The 19,449-nt window shown below is 55.4% G+C and carries 11 protein-coding genes and 3 CRISPR repeat arrays (1 of these 14 cut by a window edge); of the genes, 3 read left to right on the plus strand and 8 right to left on the minus strand.

The window, feature by feature from the left end:
• A CRISPR array of direct repeats spans window positions 1–375; the repeat unit is 36 nt; unit sequence GCTTCAATGAGGCCCCGGCACGAGGCCAGGGAAAAC; it begins 601 nt to the left of the window's first position.
• 91 nt (window positions 376–466) lie between these two features.
• The 3 genes from tnpA (at window position 467) to tnpC (ending at window position 2,801) form a co-directional block, all read left to right on the plus strand.
• Complete coding sequence (tnpA, locus tag CC94_RS0100620; RefSeq protein ID WP_005368392.1) at window positions 467–754, plus strand: IS66 family insertion sequence element accessory protein TnpA; 288 nt, start codon at window positions 467–469, stop codon at window positions 752–754.
• A complete protein-coding gene (tnpB, locus tag CC94_RS0100625) occupies window positions 742–1,092 on the plus strand; it encodes an IS66 family insertion sequence element accessory protein TnpB (protein ID WP_005368390.1) in 351 nt (116 codons plus the stop codon). Before tnpA ends, tnpB begins: the two co-directional genes overlap by 13 nt.
• Before the next feature lie 74 nt (window positions 1,093–1,166).
• Window positions 1,167–2,801, plus strand: coding sequence for an IS66 family transposase (tnpC, locus tag CC94_RS0100630; RefSeq protein ID WP_005368386.1), 1,635 nt, complete (start codon window positions 1,167–1,169; stop codon window positions 2,799–2,801).
• Window positions 2,802–2,878: 77 nt separating this feature from the next.
• Window positions 2,879–4,510: direct repeats of the CRISPR family, unit length 36 nt; unit sequence GCTTCAATGAGGCCCCGGCACGAGGCCAGGGAAAAC.
• A gap of 107 nt (window positions 4,511–4,617) precedes the next feature.
• Window positions 4,618–8,096: direct repeats of the CRISPR family, unit length 36 nt; unit sequence GCTTCAATGAGGCCCCGGCACGAGGCCAGGGAAAAC.
• Between the two features lie 211 nt (window positions 8,097–8,307).
• Here the strand turns inward: tnpC and cas2 are convergent.
• From cas2 to CC94_RS0100670, 8 genes are all read right to left on the minus strand, one after another.
• Entirely contained in the window at window positions 8,308–8,604 is a 297-nt protein-coding gene (gene cas2 / locus CC94_RS0100635; protein WP_005373083.1) for a CRISPR-associated endonuclease Cas2, read from the minus strand.
• A complete protein-coding gene (locus CC94_RS0100640; protein WP_005373084.1) occupies window positions 8,604–10,325 on the minus strand; it encodes a CRISPR-associated endonuclease Cas4/Cas1 in 1,722 nt (573 codons plus the stop codon). The genes cas2 and CC94_RS0100640 overlap by 1 nt, the downstream gene beginning before the upstream one ends.
• Before the next feature lie 202 nt (window positions 10,326–10,527).
• On the minus strand, window positions 10,528–11,151 hold the full coding sequence (locus CC94_RS0100645) for a hypothetical protein (protein ID WP_169740937.1): 624 nt from the start codon (window positions 11,149–11,151) through the stop codon (window positions 10,528–10,530).
• Between the two features lie 204 nt (window positions 11,152–11,355).
• Window positions 11,356–11,490 carry a hypothetical protein gene (locus CC94_RS24980; RefSeq protein WP_005373089.1) on the minus strand — a complete coding sequence of 45 codons (135 nt, stop codon included), beginning with the start codon at window positions 11,488–11,490 and terminating at the stop codon, window positions 11,356–11,358.
• Between the two features lie 2 nt (window positions 11,491–11,492).
• Window positions 11,493–13,001, minus strand: a complete 1,509-nt coding sequence (gene csb2, locus CC94_RS0100655; protein WP_005373090.1) for a type I-G CRISPR-associated protein Csb2 — start codon at window positions 12,999–13,001, stop codon at window positions 11,493–11,495.
• A gap of 3 nt (window positions 13,002–13,004) precedes the next feature.
• Window positions 13,005–14,006, minus strand: coding sequence for a type I-G CRISPR-associated RAMP protein Csb1/Cas7g (cas7g, locus tag CC94_RS0100660; protein ID WP_005373091.1), 1,002 nt, complete (start codon window positions 14,004–14,006; stop codon window positions 13,005–13,007).
• 122 nt (window positions 14,007–14,128) lie between these two features.
• A complete protein-coding gene (gene cas8g1 / locus CC94_RS0100665; RefSeq protein ID WP_051040388.1) occupies window positions 14,129–16,336 on the minus strand; it encodes a type I-G CRISPR-associated protein Cas8g1/Csx17 in 2,208 nt (735 codons plus the stop codon).
• Window positions 16,326–18,695, minus strand: coding sequence for a CRISPR-associated helicase/endonuclease Cas3 (locus CC94_RS0100670; RefSeq protein WP_005373093.1), 2,370 nt, complete (start codon window positions 18,693–18,695; stop codon window positions 16,326–16,328). Before CC94_RS0100670 ends, cas8g1 begins: the two co-directional genes overlap by 11 nt.
• Between the last annotated feature and the right edge of the window lie 754 nt (window positions 18,696–19,449).

The following is a 19,449-nucleotide window of genomic DNA, read 5'->3' on the forward strand; positions in this document are numbered from 1 at the left end:
GCCAGGGAAAACGGCGGAAAATGCCTGCTAACTGATACCGATTCGATAGCTTCAATGAGGCCCCGGCACGAGGCCAGGGAAAACCCAGCAATAGCACTCGAATTCGCCGACGGCCCATGTGCTTCAATGAGGCCCCGGCACGAGGCCAGGGAAAACAAGATAAATGGTAAAAATTAGCCAAAAAAAGCACCTAGCTTCAATGAGGCCCCGGCACGAGGCCAGGGAAAACCGGCAATCAATCGGATTCCGTATCCATCCAGCCATACGGCTTCAATGAGGCCCCGGCACGAGGCCAGGGAAAACGCGGGCCGGGATGCTGCCATTCGGGCATCCAATAAGGCTTCAATGAGGCCCCGGCACGAGGCCAGGGAAAACGCTTGGTTTGATCGTAAGCGTCCATCCGAGCCACCTATAAAATAGTTTTCGTCTGCGGCATCCTGTGATTTTTTTGATCAGGAGTTTTAGCATGGCCATCACAGCGAAATGGCGTCAGCATATCGAAGCGTGGCAACGCAGTGGTTTGTCGCAAGCCGCGTATTGCGCAGCACAGCAACTCAATGTCCGTACGTTCACAGCACGGCTGAGCGATTATCGCAAATTACCCAAGCAGGATTCGACGGCCTTGATACCGGTGCAGATTCAACCGGCTGTCACTGAGGTCATTGTCTTTACCCATGCTCAGGGCCATCGCCTGGAACTGCCGGCTTCGATGCCGGCGAGTTGGCTCGCGGAGCTGTTGCGATGCCTGGCCTGATCGCGAGCCCGGCACAGATTTGGCTGGCGGTGGCGCCGGTCGACATGCGGCGCGGCCTGGATGGCTTAACCACGATCGTGCAGCAGAGCCTGGGTCATTCGCCGTGTGCTGGGTCGGCCTTCATCTTCCGCAACCGTGCCGGCAACCGCTTGCGCCTGTTGCTGTGGGACGGCAATGGCGTGTGGCTCTGTCAGCGGCGCTTGCATCGAGGCAGTTTTGTCTGGCCCCAGGCCTCTGATCCGGTGTTTGCGATCAGTCCGGCCCAGTGGCAGTGGTTGGCCGCCGGTGTCGATTGGCAACGGTTATCGGCTCAACCCTCGGCGGAATGGCGAGTCTGATGTTAACGATAAAATCCTCTTGAACATCAGTCATATCAAGGCTTTCAGGGGATGAGTGCGGTATAATATCCCCCATGAATTTGCTCGCTGAACTCGATCAACTCAACCTGGAACCGGCCGCTAAAGCCCAAGTCGCGGCAATGCTTCAGACGCTTGTCGAGCAAGCGGCGCAGGATGCTCAAACCATTGCGAATCAGCAGCAACTCCTGCAAACGAAGGACGCCAGCCTGCAAGCCAAAGAGGTCAAAATCGCCGCGCTGACGCACGAGTTGGCCTATTACAAGCGCATCCGTTTCAGTACCAAGAGCGAAGCCTTGGCTCCGCTGCAGCGGGATGTCTTCGAGGAAACCTGGAACACGGATATTTCGGCGATTGAAGCCGAAGTCGAGCAACTGCAGGATGACAGCCCTTGTGCAACGGTGGCTCGTCCGAAACGCCTGCGTGCCGGTCGTCAGCTGTTGCCCGCTCACTTGCCCCGCGTCGAGCACCGGCATGAACCCGAGTCCTGCACCTGCGGGCACTGCGGCCGGGACTTGGTCAAGATCGGCGAGGATGTGACCGAGCAACTGGACGTCGAGCCGGCCAAGTTCTTCGTGCATCGGCACATCCGCCCGCAATATGCCTGCCGGCGCTGTGAAACCGTGACCGCGGCGCCGATTCCGCCGGCGGTGATCGATGGCGGCATGGCGGCGGTCGGTTTGTTGAGTTGGGTGATGATCAGTAAATTTCTGGATCACCTGCCGCTGTACCGGTTGGAACAGATCGCTGCCCGCGACGGCGTAACCTTGTCCCGCTCCACCCTGGCCGACTGGGTCGGACGCCTCGGCGTCGCCTTAGAGCCTTTGGCAGACCGTCTGGCCTGGCACCTCTTGCAACGCGATTGCCTGCATGCGGATGAGACGCCGGTGCCGCAATTGGATCCCGGCAACGGCAAAACGAAAAAGGCCTATTTGTGGGCGTATCGCAGCAACGACTTGCAGCCGGGACCGAAGATCCTCGTCTTCGACTATCAAGCCGGCCGCAGCGGCCGGCATGCGCAGCAGTTTCTGCAAGACTGGCAAGGCCACCTCGTCGTCGACGACTATGCCGGCTACAAAGCCCTGTTTGCGGCCGCCCGCGCGCATCCCGAGGATCAACGCCTGCTTGAACCGTGCATCGAGCTCGCCTGTTGGGCGCATGCACGGCGGAAATTCTTCGACTTGTTCCAGGCCAGCCAGAGCCCGATCGCGCACGAAGCCTTGAACCGCATCGCGGTGCTGTATGCGATTGAAGCCGAAGGGAGTGACCTAACGCCCGATGGGCGCCAAGCCCTGCGTGTCGAAAAAACGCTGCCGACCTTGGCAGCCTTCCACGACTGGCTTCAGCAAACCCGTTTGCGCACCGCGCCCGGCAGTGCCACCGCCAAAGCGATCGACTACAGTTTGAAGCGATGGGCTGCGCTCACGCGCTACGCCGAGACTGGTGATCTGCCGATCGACAATAACCCGATCGAAAACAGCATTCGTCCGATTGCATTGGGCAAAAAAAACTGGTTGTTCGTAGGCTCCGAACGCGCCGGCCAGCGTGCCGCCATCATTCAAACCTTGCTCGGCACCGCCAAGCTCAACGGGTTCGATCCAGCGGTATGGCTAAAAGAAACCCTGGAAAAGCTCCCAACTTGGCCCAACAGTCGCATCGACGAGCTTCTGCCTCTTCGCTTCGCGGATTAAATCATAACGTTTTAGTCCTGGCTATGTGGTTCCGCTGGCCGCTTACGTTTGATCAGGGTATTTACGATTTGCTTACCGCTTCAATGAGGCCCCGGCACGAGGCCAGGGAAAACCAGTTGATGTTATCCATAGTCTTCATCGCTTGACTAGCTTCAATGAGGCCCCGGCACGAGGCCAGGGAAAACGGTAATAGAGGCGCTGGAATCGCCCAGGACAACGCCAGCTTCAATGAGGCCCCGGCACGAGGCCAGGGAAAACACCATAACAATCGAAGAAAGAAAATTATTGCCACATAGCTTCAATGAGGCCCCGGCACGAGGCCAGGGAAAACAATCTATAATTCCAACTTTAAGAGGAAATGAAAATGCTGCTTCAATGAGGCCCCGGCACGAGGCCAGGGAAAACGTAGTGGGACGCGGTCTCCGGTATATTCAACAATACTGCTTCAATGAGGCCCCGGCACGAGGCCAGGGAAAACCATGGATTGTTTCAACCAGCCTTATTGGAGTTACTATGCTTCAATGAGGCCCCGGCACGAGGCCAGGGAAAACTCGGACGAGTTAAAATTTAGCTGCCCATTCCCGCCAGCTTCAATGAGGCCCCGGCACGAGGCCAGGGAAAACATGAGCTGTACCTTTATCGCCTCTGGCGTGAACATTGCTTCAATGAGGCCCCGGCACGAGGCCAGGGAAAACGCCGCGACCGAGGTCGGTTATGCGCGTGTCCAAGCGGCTTCAATGAGGCCCCGGCACGAGGCCAGGGAAAACGCAAAACCTGAAGGTGGCACCTACGAAGAACGCAACGCTTCAATGAGGCCCCGGCACGAGGCCAGGGAAAACCGGAAGTGAACCTTTATCTTCTTGATTTACAAGCTGCGCTTCAATGAGGCCCCGGCACGAGGCCAGGGAAAACATAAGATAGAAGAAAGGTAGTATGATTACCCTAGACGCTTCAATGAGGCCCCGGCACGAGGCCAGGGAAAACTGCGAACTTGCGGTATTACAGCATTCAGAACTCATAGCTTCAATGAGGCCCCGGCACGAGGCCAGGGAAAACCGATGAATACCGCATCGAGCTGAACGAGAAAGCCATAGCTTCAATGAGGCCCCAGCACGAGGCCAGGGAAAACCTTAATGATATGTCAATTCTTTATTCGGTACAGCCTGCTTCAATGAGGCCCCGGCACGAGGCCAGGGAAAACTCATTAGTTTGTCAATAGCTTCCCAAAGAGTATCTCGCTTCAATGAGGCCCCGGCACGAGGCCAGGGAAAACGGGGACCGTATTGCCACTGGCTGCGGCAGCGGCAAAGCTTCAATGAGGCCCCGGCACGAGGCCAGGGAAAACTGCCACTTTACAGCGGCGCTCTTGCGCATTACGCATTGCTTCAATGAGGCCCCGGCACGAGGCCAGGGAAAACTTTGCAAATTTTAGTTGGTTTTGTGAAATCAAGTTCGCTTCAATGAGGCCCCGGCACGAGGCCAGGGAAAACCAAAGATTACTTGGAATTGACTGAGGAAAAGCTCAAGCTTCAATGAGGCCCCGGCACGAGGCCAGGGAAAACCCATTACCCTTTCCAAACGTATAATCCCCGTCTTTATGCTTCAATGAGGCCCCGGCACGAGGCCAGGGAAAACGACTCTGGGCAAAATCCAGGTCGTAGAAGGGTACGATGCTTCAATGAGGCCCCGGCACGAGGCCAGGGAAAACCTCCAGGATTTTGCCGTTTTCGACCGCGAAATCGTTGCTTCAATGAGGCCCGGCACGAGGCCAGGGAAAACTCTTTGAAAACTGGACTAACGTTGAGTTGTTTTGTGTGCTTCAATGAGGCCCCGGCACGAGGCCAGGGAAAACAAGGCGCGTCGTCGAACCTGAAACAACGTCGTTCATCGCTTCAATGAGGCCCCGGCACGAGGCCAGGGAAAACTATCTTCCTGATCCTTCTCCCGGTCCAAGTGCTGTTTGCTTCAATGAGGCCCCGGCACGAGGCCAGGGAAAACGATGTAAAGGAACTACTAACCGTAGATGGTGCGAACGAGCTTCAATGAGGCCCCGGCACGAGGCCAGGGAAAACGCGTTTCTTTTATTGATAATCTCTATAAGGCATTACTGCTTCAATGAGGCCCCGGCACGAGGCCAGGGAAAACCGATAAAGCACTCTCTATCGATCCCCTGCGTTTGCAGGCTTCAATGAGGCCCCGGCACGAGGCCAGGGAAAACTCAATTGAGTGAGGTGGATTTCGATTTCACTCTCTGGCTTCAATGAGGCCCCGGCACGAGGCCAGGGAAAACTGACGCCGGTGAGTTTTGATACCGCGGAAAGGCCGGGCTTCAATGAGGCCCCGGCACGAGGCCAGGGAAAACAAAAATACGGGCAACGTTGCGTCTACTTTAGTCATTGCTTCAATGAGGCCCCGGCACGAGGCCAGGGAAAACCTACTTCCATGCCAATTAATGCTGTACTTACTCAGATGCTTCAATGAGGCCCCGGCACGAGGCCAGGGAAAACGTTGTATCTCTGACACCGGCCGAAATCCTGTCGATCGCTTCAATGAGGCCCCGGCACGAGGCCAGGGAAAACATTGAATAATAATGCCATTAAGGACCGCATCAACCTGGCTTCAATGAGGCCCCGGCACGAGGCCAGGGAAAACCTCGCGCTGATGGTAGGCCATCAGGCACTTGTAGCGGTGCTTCAATGAGGCCCCGGCACGAGGCCAGGGAAAACACAGCGCCAAGGCCGACAAACCGCCGACCAGAGCGCGGCTTCAATGAGGCCCCGGCACGAGGCCAGGGAAAACATAGAAAACCAGGCTAAACAGCAACAGGCTCAATGGGCTTCAATGAGGCCCCGGCACGAGGCCAGGGAAAACGCTTCCTGCGGCCCGACGTTGTGCGCCGATTTGCTGCGCTTCAATGAGGCCCCGGCACGAGGCCAGGGAAAACTCCAGAGAACATTTTCAAAACGAATGGGTAAAAGCTGCTTCAATGAGGCCCCGGCACGAGGCCAGGGAAAACGCGGGCTACACCTTCGATGTGTTGCGGCGACAGCTCAAGCTTCAATGAGGCCCCGGCACGAGGCCAGGGAAAACTTAGGGCTGACCTCACAGGGACGTGTTCCCGCATAGAGCTTCAATGAGGCCCCGGCACGAGGCCAGGGAAAACCCCGTGAAGAGGATGCTTGACCGATTCGTAGACGCTTAGCTTCAATGAGGCCCCGGCACGAGGCCAGGGAAAACTCATGCGTCAGTCTCGGTGGGTAGAAAGCGGCTAAGAGCTTCAATGAGGCCCCGGCACGAGGCCAGGGAAAACTTGTGGCCCGCGGTGCGCTATAGCTGATAAACAATTTGCTTCAATGAGGCCCCGGCACGAGGCCAGGGAAAACTTGACAATCAAAATCAAACCCTGATTGGGCTGCATTCGCTTCAATGAGGCCCCGGCACGAGGCCAGGGAAAACCGCGACTCGGCCTTGAGGCAGCACAGCCGGTAATACAGCTTCAATGAGGCCCCGGCACGAGGCCAGGGAAAACCTCCGATGCGGATAAGGTCTCGCGCTTGAACGCAGCGTTGCTTCAATGAGGCCCCGGCACGAGGCCAGGGAAAACAAAGGTTACCACGTGGTACAACCTGGCGACGTCATGGCTTCAATGAGGCCCCGGCACGAGGCCAGGGAAAACCTCAATCATTGAAGTTGGATACGTTACTGAGCTGTTGCTTCAATGAGGCCCCGGCACGAGGCCAGGGAAAACGCTTTTGAACGATGCGGCCAAACTTGGTTGTTGATTGCTTCAATGAGGCCCCGGCACGAGGCCAGGGAAAACACGGTCTCGCGATGCTGCTCGGCCTTCGACAGCATCGTGCTTCAATGAGGCCCCGGCACGAGGCCAGGGAAAACACTACGGCAAGCGGGTCTCCGCTATCCACAGCCGCCTTCGCTTCAATGAGGCCCCGGCACGAGGCCAGGGAAAACACGTATGGATTTATAAGCGAAGCAACTCAACTGAAACGAGCTTCAATGAGGCCCCGGCACGAGGCCAGGGAAAACGTTATCGGTTTCGATGTTGAAGTTACCGCTGACACTGCTTCAATGAGGCCCCGGCACGAGGCCAGGGAAAACAGTCCCCCGAGCAGGAGACTCTCCCCATACTGCCCGGGCTTCAATGAGGCCCCGGCACGAGGCCAGGGAAAACACATCACCTGGACGGCGACCTACAAAGGCCAGACGATTGCTTCAATGAGGCCCCGGCACGAGGCCAGGGAAAACACTCTGCTGAAAGTCGAAAGATTTCCTTATCTACCTTTCGCTTCAATGAGGCCCCGGCACGAGGCCAGGGAAAACACGCAAGGAAAAATTAGGAGGCTAAGCCATGTTTGTAGCTTCAATGAGGCCCCGGCACGAGGCCAGGGAAAACACGTTCGCAGGGTTCAACGCAACGCGCTTCGGCGGCTGGCTTCAATGAGGCCCCGGCACGAGGCCAGGGAAAACCCATGTCGCACGAATAAGCCTCGTACCCTGCCAACCTGCTTCAATGAGGCCCCGGCACGAGGCCAGGGAAAACACCCCATAAACATCCGTTATTTCTGGCTTAGTAGGATGCGCTTCAATGAGGCCCCGGCACGAGGCCAGGGAAAACACTCTGAAACTAATACACCATCTTTAAAATATAGTTTGCTTCAATGAGGCCCCGGCACGAGGCCAGGGAAAACACGGGCTTATCGTCTGTTAGAAGTCGGAGCTTGTGACGCTTCAATGAGGCCCCGGCACGAGGCCAGGGAAAACACACCGGCTCAATTTTGAGCCCGTTGAATACACTGACGCTGCTTCAATGAGGCCCCGGCACGAGGCCAGGGAAAACACATTGAAGCGCTTAACGCATTTGTCAAAAAAGAATATGCTTCAATGAGGCCCCGGCACGAGGCCAGGGAAAACCCCAATCGGTTCGCATGAAACATGCTTACATGATGAGCTTCAATGAGGCCCCGGCACGAGGCCAGGGAAAACACGGCGGGGGTTGTTGAGCGTTAACCCTGCGGAAATTGCTTCAATGAGGCCCCGGCACGAGGCCAGGGAAAACACGCATACGGTCCCGACCGACAGCGCCGGCAATAACGGGCTTCAATGAGGCCCCGGCACGAGGCCAGGGAAAACACAAGCTGATCGGCGACATCATCGCGAACTGGAAGGCGCTTCAATGAGGCCCCGGCACGAGGCCAGGGAAAACACGACGAGACTATTTTTGATAATGTTTGAGAAATCCTTGCTTCAATGAGGCCCCGGCACGAGGCCAGGGAAAACACAGCCCGCGCGCCAAGCCTTGAAAACCAAGGCTTGGCGCGGTCAAATGCGAGCGCTGGCCTAACCTGCGCCTCGGCAATTATACACAACCCGTACTCCAAATCCATACCCATTTGTAATAACCTGATTTTTAAAGAACAATCCTTCGCGAGCGCTGCCGCTGACTTTTGCGCCACTGCAGCGCTCGCCCGGAGGCGGCAAAAAAATAGCGTCACACAATCACCGGCTGACGTTCCAGCACTTCAAATTCTTTGCCCAAACTGACCACTTGCGGCTTGACCGATTCGGCGGGACCCACGTTGATAATCAGAACATGATCCTCGGTATGATGAATGATGCCGTCCAGCAGAGCGATCAACTCGGCATGGCGCTTGCGGCTCAGACGGCATTGAAAAACCGACAGTTGCAGCCAGTCGCCGTAGCCTTTCATCAGCTTGAACACGCGCCGCCAGCGCTTCGGATCGCTGATATCGTAAGTGACCAGATACAGATATTCGTAAGCCGCCATCAGCGTGTCGTAAAGTTGGGATACTCGGCCAGCTCGCCGAGCAGATAGCGGCCGAACAGCCGCGCCTGAATTTCGAACAAGCGCCGGTATTCGGTCTTATACCCGAACAACGGATGCGTAACCTCCTGCGCCAGACGGCGTTCGAAAGCCGCGATGAAGCGTTTGCGCCCTGCTTCGTTCAACGCCACGCTGCCGGCCGCGCTGATAAAATCGCTCGGACGCACTTCGCCGTTGTTGATCACCTGCAACACGGTCGAATCGGCGATCAGGGGGCGGAACGGCTCCATCAAATCGAGCGCCAGGGCCGGACGGCCATAGCGCGGCTGGTGGTAGAATCCCCGGTACGCATCCAGTCCGACCGCACTCGCATTCATCGTCCAGGTCCTGACCAGCATCGAATAAGCGAAAGACAGCAGGGCATTGACCGGATCGGTCGGCGGTCTGCGGTTGCGGGTTGCAAAATCGAAACTCATCTGCCGGGGATCGTCCGATTTTTTGATCAGTTTGTCGAAAGCGCCGAAATACTCGGCCGCGGCCGCCCCTTCTATGCCGAGCAATTGCTGCAGATCGGTCGCGCGCAAGGATTTTTCGCCCAGCGCCTTCAACCGGTCGAGCAATGCGTCGGGCTTGTCATCGCCGCGCCAGTTGCGCCTGAGCAGCGTCCGGCAATTTTGAATCTTCGCGCGCACCAGCCCGCGCGCAATCGTCAGGCAGATATGCTCTTCGAAGCTGGCGCGGTATTGCGCGGTACGCAGTTCGACGTTCTTGTGCCCGGTGCCGACGGTATGGCCGATAAACCAGCCGCCGTAGCTATGCCAGCTGACCGGAATATTGCGCTTCATCAGATCCTGCAAACAAGGCGTGGTGATATAGACGTTGCCCATCGCCACGACCTGGGAAACATCGATCAGCCGCGCGCTCTGCACCACCGCATCGTCGACGCTGATTTCCAGCGCCTCCGCATTCTTGGCGATCTTGCCTTTGTACGCCTGCACATACACCGGTAGCGCCTCGTCGCGCATCACCGCCAACGGCCGGGGCTCGATGGCGCCGCCCTGCAGAAAGTTGACCTCGTCGGGCAGACAGATGCCGACCAGCGAACAGCGCGGGCATTTCGGACTGTCGACCAGCGGCTGAGGAATATGACCGCCCGCCGCGATCAGGCGCAGGCCGTTGACCGCGTTCAGCGTCAAATCCTGCAGATCCTGATCGAACGCCACTCGCACCCGTTCGCGGCTTTCGGCAAAATACAGCTCGCCTTCCTCGCAGACATAACCGTGCTCCTTCAGCACCAGCCCCTGCACGCACAACTGCACGCGTTCCGGGTCGTAAGCGTTTTTGGCGATATGCGGGCGCTTGCCGCGCTTGTAGTCCACCGGCGTGACCCTGCCGTCTTCGGCTTCGAGCAAATCCAGCTTGGCGATCAGCCCCAGCCGGTTCGATGATAAGGTAATCGAACGGCCGTGCAGCACCTCATGCGGCTCGATGTCGCCCGCTTCGGGGAAATTTCGCGTCGGCTTATCCACGCGCCGGTGCGTATGATCGCCTTCCACCGTATCCGCCGACGCCGCCCATTCGCCCTGCACCCATTCCAGATACGCCAGCCGCGGACAATACTGATACTCGTTCACCATCCGCGCCGGCAACAGCGGCATATCGCCGCCGAGTTCCGGGAAAGGCATCGGGAGTTCAAGCTGGATGGGTGTGTCGTTTTCCGGCATCGTGGAGATTTGATTAAAACATTACCGAATGAACCTGTAAGTTAAAGAATAGCTTAGAATCCAAGGTTTTTCCCGTAGGAATAATAAACTCATTAATATTTTGCTTTGCCAAACTTGTTCAGAACCGTCATGCCCGTCTGGAAGCGCGTATCCAGGGCCAAGAATAACAAGTTTCACAGCAGTAAAACACGGTTTCTTTCCTTCATTTATTTTGAGACATCCATAAATAGCCCTGCAGCCAAAGCGTACCTTCCATGTCGGCGCCCACTACCGGCGCCTCATCGCCTTGCCAGGCGCGGCGCGTGATGACGATATCAAGATTAACGTCTTCGGTTTCGTAATCGGATAAACGCAATACGGTCACCCGCACCAGCCAACCGTCCTGCCCCAAAAAATCCGCAAACGGTTTGACGCTTTTGACCAAACCACGAAAGCTGTAGTCATCGTTATCCCAATCCGCTATCGGCAGCAAAGACGCCATGTCTTCCAAGCAAAAAACCGTTGGCGGCTCGGCAGGCTCGCCATCGTCGTGATCGCCGGTGAGTAGCGTGCTCCAAGCGAGAACGTCGGGATTCGGCGAATAAGGCAGTTTCATCAATCGCGCGGATCGAGCCGAATAGGCCAAGCCGGTCAGAATAAAGTCGTAATGTCCACCCTGCCGGTACCACAGCCGATTGGTAAGAAAATGCGCATCGAAGAAGGTAATTTCCGCTTTTCCCAAGCCTGCCGTAATTTGAGCTTCGACACCGCTCTCCCAAACATTGACATGATTCAACGTCAGCGTGTGCTGAATGCCCTCCGACCAGAAAGGGTAAAGACTGGCCATTTCCGTGGTTTTGTTATCGGCATTGATGCGGCAAGTCAAAATAACTCCCCGCCGTTGCATGGACCAAACCAGATGAAATCCCTAAATGCACCATTACCGTGCTGAAAGTGGCAAGATAACGCGCGCCCGGACCGCGTTGCCGAGATTCGTAAAACGCCACATGCTCCAAATGTTCGGTTCGCGCCTGCGGGTGAAAATAGTCATTCACTTCAGCAAGGACCGGGCTTCCCGATCGACTTCATCGGCGGGTACGCGTACGGTTTCCCCTTGATCGAGTTCATCGGCACGACGCGCAGCCTCTTGAAACCCAAGCTGTTCAACCTCGGTTTGTCCACACATAATTACTCCAATGGCTCAAACAAACCCAAACCAAAATGATTTCCAAATCCCAATGCCAAAACGCCGGATACCGGTTTGCTGAATCTCAGTTGCCATAATGACCCATGCGTATCGGGCTGAACCAGTCCACGCTTGCGTCGAAAACGATGGAAGTCGATCGGGCGCAAGCAGCGGCCTTCCAAAGAGACCTCATCGATCGATTGCAGCCAATCCAATTCAGGCAATCCCCTTTCCCGGCATTCCCTGCGAATTTGTGCTTCGATACCAAAGCTTTTCTTACGATGCCAAGGATGCAGATAGGGCGTAACCGATTGCCAAACGGCAGCGTCCTTAAGTAACGGCACTTGTTCGCCGAAGATAGACCTTTCACCGATATGCTCCAGCAACAGCCGCCATTCCTGTCCATCGCGGTTTTTTATTTTGGTCAGATTTTCCAATATACGGCGAGTGTCCGCATCAAAACTACCGGGAATATGAACAATAGCGTGAGCGATTTGCCCTTCTCGATTCGGATCAGGGATAAAAAAAGCATGTTGGTGGCAATTGCCCGCCGATAGGCCGTGACCGGACAACAAGGCGGGAATCGAATTCTCGCCCAGCAGATGCTTGGCTTGGCCCATTGCCGCACGGCGCAGCCATTCACCGAATCGGACCGCGTCTTCGATTCGCGGCAAAGGCTTGCCATAGACAGCATAGCGCACCGTATCGGCAAACAAAATCTGACGCGCACGCGGTCGGCTTGCGGCATTCGGGCGTAATGACTCGATTGGACGCTGATATAATAATTTTTGCGCGGCGGGTGGCGCGCTCCAACCGGCAGCTTGCAGGTCAGCCGTATCAAGTCCCAACGCGTCCAGCCAATTTTCCGGCAAGGTACTTTCGATCGGCTTGCGCTCCTTGGCTTTGAGGGTTCGCGCCGCAAGCCCTTGCAAAAAGTGCGCACGAAAGGCCGCATAGCCGTCTTGAGACAGGGGACAATAGAGCAATACCGGCTCGCCCAAAATTTCCCCGGTTTCGGTATCGACGGACGATTCACCCGGACGGCAATTCAGCTCTCCGTTCCAATCAGCAAGACGCTTGGCTTCGACCCAAGATTCCGCTCGCCCCAAATAACCCAACGCTTCGAGCAGGGAATCGAGCAATTCGGTTTGCTCATCATCCAGTTCCAGATTCGGCCAGCGAACGATCACTTCCTGATCGGCGTCGATTCTTGCGAAAGCATCGAAAATCAACGTGCTTTTTTGCCGGACCGGCATATAGTGCCGGGTATGGGCATGGACCGCTGCGGTCAGACGGTAATGCGGCGCTTCGCTGGCAAGTGCCGATAGAAGTCGTTCCAGAAGCTCTTTTGGATAACGTTGCGGATCGATTTTTCGATGCCAGACCGCGAGCAGCGCCCGGCAAATCCGCCAGCCATCGGGGGGCCAGGCGACATCGGCTTCGTTGACGTGCCGCCCCCAGGGCGTAGCATGATAACGCCCGCCGGGAAAAGATAGCGATAGGGTCAGCATGGGTTATTCCTCGGCTTCCGCGCTGTCTTCGGCTTTTTTCTTTTTCTCGGCGCCCTTCTCCCAGCGCACCACAGTGACGCGCGGTTCGGCGAAACGATTCTCTTGCGCGACTTTTTCTATCAGGCTTGGCAAAACGGTTTCCAATTCCGCACGCTCGGGGAATCGCCAGGACTGCGGCCGGGTCAGCGTCAATTGACGCACTTCCAGATCGCAAGCGGTCCGGAGCCGTAAGCCTTCGTCGAGAAAACGGCGGATTTTGTAGAGCGCAAGACCGGTCAGCAGTTGTTCGACGCTCTGTCCCAATCCAAAACCGCGAATCTGTGCCAAGTCGATATTGAAATAAGCGGTAATCTTGGGCGCGGTATAATCATCGCGGGAATAAGGAACATTGCCAAATCCTTTGGCGGTATCGCCGGATGGATTGACATGATCGTTTTTTACGCCGCCGCTTTGCGCCAAATTGACGTCTTCGGCTTCGATAAATGCCGACAACACGCGCGGCAAACGCAATCGTCCGCCGGCCAACTGGCTTTTTGCCAAAAAGATGCCGTGCAGCAGGGCATTGCTGTCATACTTCAACACGACCGCCGCGAGTTTGCGAATATCAACCGGACCTTCGTCCATATCGGCCAGCTCTTTTTTCAGCATGTCGAATACCGAAGTATCTTTGCCTTCCAGAATGTAGGGCGAATTGAGCCGATGCGCTTCCAGGACGGTATTGGTCAGCGGCTTGCCCTGCTTATCGACGACTTTGACCAGCGGCAGGTTTTTCAACGGATCGATCCAGTCGTCCGCAACGCTATTCCAGCATACGGTTTCGAGTCGGTTCGCCATGCTTTGCGCGGATTCGACCAAGAGTAAGCGCTTGCCGTTGGGTCCGTCATAAACGGCCGCGCCCAAATCCGGGAATCCCGTCGGTTGAAAACGCGCGCCTTGCAGCGGTTGTAAATCGGCTTCGATCAGTAAACGTGGGGCGGTTTGTAAGGCGGAAAAATCGATGCTCATTTTTTACATTCCTCTTGTTGATAAATTTAATTGTCTTTAAACGTAGGGTGGATAAGCGAAGCGCATCCACCATGATGGCTTGTTGTGGTGGATGCGCTTCGCTTATCCACCCTACAAAATCTTTATTTTCTGGCAATGCTTCGAAACAGGTGGTCAAGTTCGCCGAAAGCGACAGGCATTGCCAACGCAGCCAATAGCCGTTCGCCGTCAATGCCGATCGGCATCGGTGGTTTATTGGGGAAACCCGGCAGCGAAATACCGGATTGCCGCAGTTTGTTCCAGCCCAACGCAACGGCGCGTCCGGTATGTCCGGCGGCAAGCCAAGCAAGCAATTCAGGCGGCTGCGGCAATTTGATATTTTTATCGTTCGGTAGGAATTCGAGTTTGCGCAGCACTTCGTCTTCGACAAAAAATGGTTTTAAAACCGCATAGGCGGCAGGTAGTATGGATTGTTCCCGATAACCCGCTCTATCGCCCAAATGACGAGGAAAGTCGTCGACCTTGATCAAAGCCAAGCCTTGCGCCAGATCGCCGATACGTCCATCGTCGGTGCTTTGCGCAAGAAACGCGGCAATATCGCCGCTGCCTGCCCCGAAACGAAAAGCGAACGGTTTGTCCTGGCTTTGCATGCGTTCCGCCGCCAATAATCGGGACCGTAGCAAAACCACCATGTTACGTTCGAAAGGGCCTTCTCCCCACACGGCTAACCGAGATTCGGTATCCCAAACCCATTTGCCGCCTTTTTCCATGCCGGTCTTCGAGAAGTGCAGACGCATCGGCAGGTTTTTCGCGTAGATGTTCGCGAGTGCACAAGCCAGCCGAAACTCCGCCGAGCCGTCATCGGCTTTCAACACCCAATCGGATTTGAGCGCGGAAAGCGGTGTTTTAACCGCCTCCCTGCCTTTTGCACTCAGACTCAATGCGCGCTGGAGTTGCCCCAGCAGGATTAAAACATCCTGGACGGCTCTCGGGGCGCTATGTTGAACAAGCTCGAACAAATCGCTTTCCAATTGCCGCGTCAATGAAACGAGGCGTCCGGGCGCTTCGGTTTTTCTGGCTAAAGCGCGCAGATTTTCGAGGAAGCGGTTTTTATCGAGGTCATGAATTAAGTCGGCGGCAGGGTTGCGTTGTGTTTTGAGGCGACCGAACGGCGTTGCAAGGTAAGCTTTGCCTGAGCGCATTACAAAGCCGTAGCGCTGAAACTCGCCGATGCCGCGATCGACGCCCAAACCGGCGACTGCACGGGCAAACTCCAGGCCGTCTCTGGCCGGACGACGACCCAGCGTAGCGCGGCCCTCCTGGAACAAAATTTTCAATTCTGCCAGCGTTGCGGCATTGCGCCAGAGCGGAAGCCAGATTTCGGCGCGGGCATTCGCTTCATCGGTTTGACTGCTGGCTCCGGAGCCGCCGCCGGTATTGTGCACCGTAAACGGATAGCTCAAGGCGCCGCTCCGATCCTGCTGCAGTCTGCGCGTTATAGTGGCAGCAAACAGCAATGCGCCTTCCACCATCAAGATAAAATCCCAGGTGTTAAACAAGGAACCGGATTCGAAACCTGCCGTACCATTGGGTCCACCAGCACCGCCCGGAAAGAATTGACCGATTGCTGCGTTTGTCGTCAACGACGCGGTTGCTTCCGCAAACAGCGCTCCGTCAAGCCATTGTCCAGCACCTGCGTCGGCTTTTCCGCTTTCGAGATCAAACAATTGCCGAAGGCGCTGCATGAAGTTATTGGTAAAGTCGAGATTGCCGTCGTTACCGCCTGTTCCCAGCAGCGGCGGAAAAAATGTTTTATCCTGACCGATTAATAACGCCGCATCCATCCAGGTGAGAAAGTCATCCGGAAACGCGTTTCGAATGATTTGCAGCAAGCGATTTTTATCCTCGTTTTTTGGCGCTTCCTGAAATTCGCAGTATTCCAGCGCCTGCCTGCACAGCTTTATCATTTGGCGGTGAACCGAGAAACGTTGCGCTTTACCGTTCAGCATCGCATCGATCGTACGAGTCGCTTCGGTTGGCTGATTGCGAACGCCTGTTTTTAATTTTTTACCGGTTGCCGGGTCTTTTTCTTTGGTTTTGCCTTCCTGATAGAAAAAACCGCTGCCGCCGTTCCAAGGCGCAACGATTGGCGTCGGCCGATATTCTTCAAGAAAAAACCCGAGCAACTCGTCCTTGTTTAGCTTGGTTCTCAACACAAAACACTCGTTGTGCCAATAGCCCGCTGCATCCGGGTCTTTTTGCTCCGAAACCAGACGCAGAACGCCCAGCGCTTTCAGATAATGCGCCAGCGGGACCGGCGTGCAGCCGTTCAAATAAATCTCATTGGCCATTGTGCTCGTTCCCCCCATTTTGTTCTTGCTCCGAAGCGTGCCAGTCGGCGATGCGCACAAGCGTTTCGTACCAAGCCAATAAAAACGGTCCGTGCTCCTGCAACAACTTTTGCGTGCGGTGCGTCCAGGACGGCCCCATCTCGCCGATGCCCAATTCCATCACGTCAAGCCTCAGCGCCGTTTGAGGCAGCATCTTGCCGCCAATGCGCACCGGCGGTAAAACGTCGCCTTCGTAAATACCGCGCGCATAGCGTTTGCCGCTCGGCGCTTCCGGCTCGTCCGGCATGGCGCGCAGGCTCATGCGCACCTTGCCGTGATGAGCGGCGATCAAATAGGCGATCAGGTTATGCATGGGCGATTTTTCGCCGTGAACCATCCAAGCCAACATGGAAGCCAGTTCGTGGCGAAAATAGCGGCGCTTGTGCCGAGCAGTCGCAGCCGATTTGGCCCAAAGCCGCAGTTGTTGCGGATCGTCTTCATTCCAAATGCTTTTCAGCGTTTCCTGAAAAATGGGATGCGCCTTGCCAGCGTCGTGCCAAAACGCGGCGGTCACGATCGCTTCGGCCTTGTCCTGCGGCAATTGCAGCACCGCAAACAACTGTTTGACGGCCGCCGCGACATGACAAAGATGATCTTCCAATAAAATAGGAATCGTTTTGATGCTGTCCGGATCTTTTTGATAGACCTGATTGCTGGCTTCCCGATGCGGCAGTACTTCTACTACCGGTTTATGAGCGGCGACGAAACCGAGTTCATTGTCGTAGCCACCGTCCTGCGCGCGCAACAGTAGGGTTTGCCCAGGAAAGACATTGTTCGGGCCGACGCGTTTCCACGATCCTTCCACCGTATCCCAAGCGAACGCGGCGATGTCTTTGTTTTTTAGATGGCTTTTGATTTGGCTGATCGATACCGGACAAAGCTCGGCGCGGTCCGGCTGCGACTGTTCGGGGCGCATGCCGTCGAAATCCCGCCAATAGACAAACAGCGGCGGCGTGCCGCTATCGCGGATATAGCCGGAAATGTCGGTATCAAAACCGGTCAAGTCGGCATCGGTATTGAACAGGTCGAGAAAGTCCTTGCGCCGCAAGACATCCGTTGCCGGCTGCTTTCCGGTCGTTTTCGGCAATGCCTCCAATCGAGCATTGGTCAGATTTTGCAGCGTTCCGCGCGCCGCCTTCATGTCTGGATAGTCGTAAGGCGGAGCGGATGCTTCGTCGTCGATATTCAGCCAGTAGATATTCGCTTCAGCATATTCGCCGTAGCGGTTGCAACGCCCGAACCGCTGTACCAGAGAAGACCATGACGCCAATTCGGTAAACAGGTTTTTTGCGGAAATGTCGACGCCCGCTTCAATCGCCTGGGTCGCCACGATAATGCGGCCAAACGGCGGAGGCGTATGCTGGATCGCCTGATTCAGCGCTTTGCGTTCATTGGCACGAAAGCGGGCATGCACCAGTAACAACTCCGCATCCGGTTTGCGTTTTTTCAGCAGCCTTAATAACTCCTGCGTACGTTCGACGCGGTTGAGAATCACCAGCGTGTTGGTACCCGGCTCATGCACGGACAAGATTTGCGCCGCCAAATCAGACAGGTATTTTTCACCATTGCCTTTTTTACTTTCCGCATTCAGCAGGGCATTTCCGGCTTGCAGCGTTTTTGAAGCCGAAAGGCGTCTTCCGGCCAAACGCAGATCGTCTTCGTCAAGCCGAAGCGCGGTGGCGTTTTCGAGATGCGGCGCAAAATCGACGGTTTTGAACCAGTCGGTGTTCAACGTGGCGGACAACCACAGACTGCGGGCACCGCCGTGGACGTTGAATTCGCGGCGGAACGCTTCCAATTGCGCGGAGGTGCGAAGGCCGGCACCCATCAATTGCACTTCGTCGAAAACCCATAGCGCATCGTTATGCAACAGCGCAAAATGCACCGGCCATTGGTATCGGCTCATGCCATAGCCACGCATCAATGCGCGAGATAACAGCATGTCCTGGGTGCCGATCAAAACGGCGTTCCGGTCGGGTTGCAAGGTCCAGGATTGCAAGTCCTCCTCGCCTCCCATCAACAGATGAACCGGGATTTCCGCGGCTTCTCCGCCCAGTCTATGCAGCCAATGATGAATGTTGGCTTCGGTTTGTTCCGCCAAAACCCGCATCGGTAAACAATAAACCAAACGCCGGGGCGTTTCCGGGTCATGCGTTATGATTCGTTTATAAAGCCAGGCGAGCACGACTGCCGCCGTTTTGCCCAGGCCGGTCGGAATTTCGAGAAATTCCGGCCAAGTCTGGCTTGCCAAGCGTCGCTGGTAAGGATACGCTGCTTCGAGTTCTGTCGCTTTTTTGAAAAAATCACTATAGTCCATCATTATTGCCCAAAGTCTCTTTGTCTTTCGTCAATTTTGCCGCTTTCTTGTAGCTTTCTTGTAGGGTGGATAAGCGTAGCGCATCCACCATCGGATGCCTCAAATGGTGGATGCGCTGCGCTTATCCACCCTACGCATACCGTCCTAACTATGGGTTTTATTTTTTATCACACCTAGTGTCTCAATCCATGAGCGTTTGGCTGTATCTAAACAAAAAATTTGATGAAGAGGCCGTGGCATTGGTAAATGCCACGGAAATTTGCATTAAGGCATTGTAATAAAAACTATTATGCCAATTCTTCAATGAGGCCAACGGGCATAGGGCTTAATAACCATTGGAATTTTGCCAATCATATAAAAAGTGTCTATTTACAGATTTTTATCCGTGCACAATGGGGACAATGAAACTCTGATTCATTTTTGCCTTGTAACATGATTTTTGGCGGATACGTGCAGAGGCAAAGGGGATAACCCACTTCTTGGGCTTTTTTAGCTGTTTCCAAGGCGTTGTATCCTCCTATTATTTGCCTCCATAGCGTCAAACAGCCAGAAACTAAACGAAACTCACGAAAAATGTCACTTAGATTGTTTATCACTTGCTTGTCTCATTTGCATAAGCCGAGATAAGTCTATACGGCTATACGGCTATACGGCTATACGGCTATACGGCTATACGGCTATACGGCTATACGGCTATACGGCTATACGGCTATACGGCTATACGGCTATACGGCTATACGGCTATCGTGCAATTTTA

Origin of the sequence: Methylomicrobium agile, assembly GCF_000733855.1 — a bacterium.
Taxonomy (GTDB): Bacteria; Pseudomonadota; Gammaproteobacteria; order Methylococcales; family Methylomonadaceae; genus Methylomicrobium; species Methylomicrobium agile.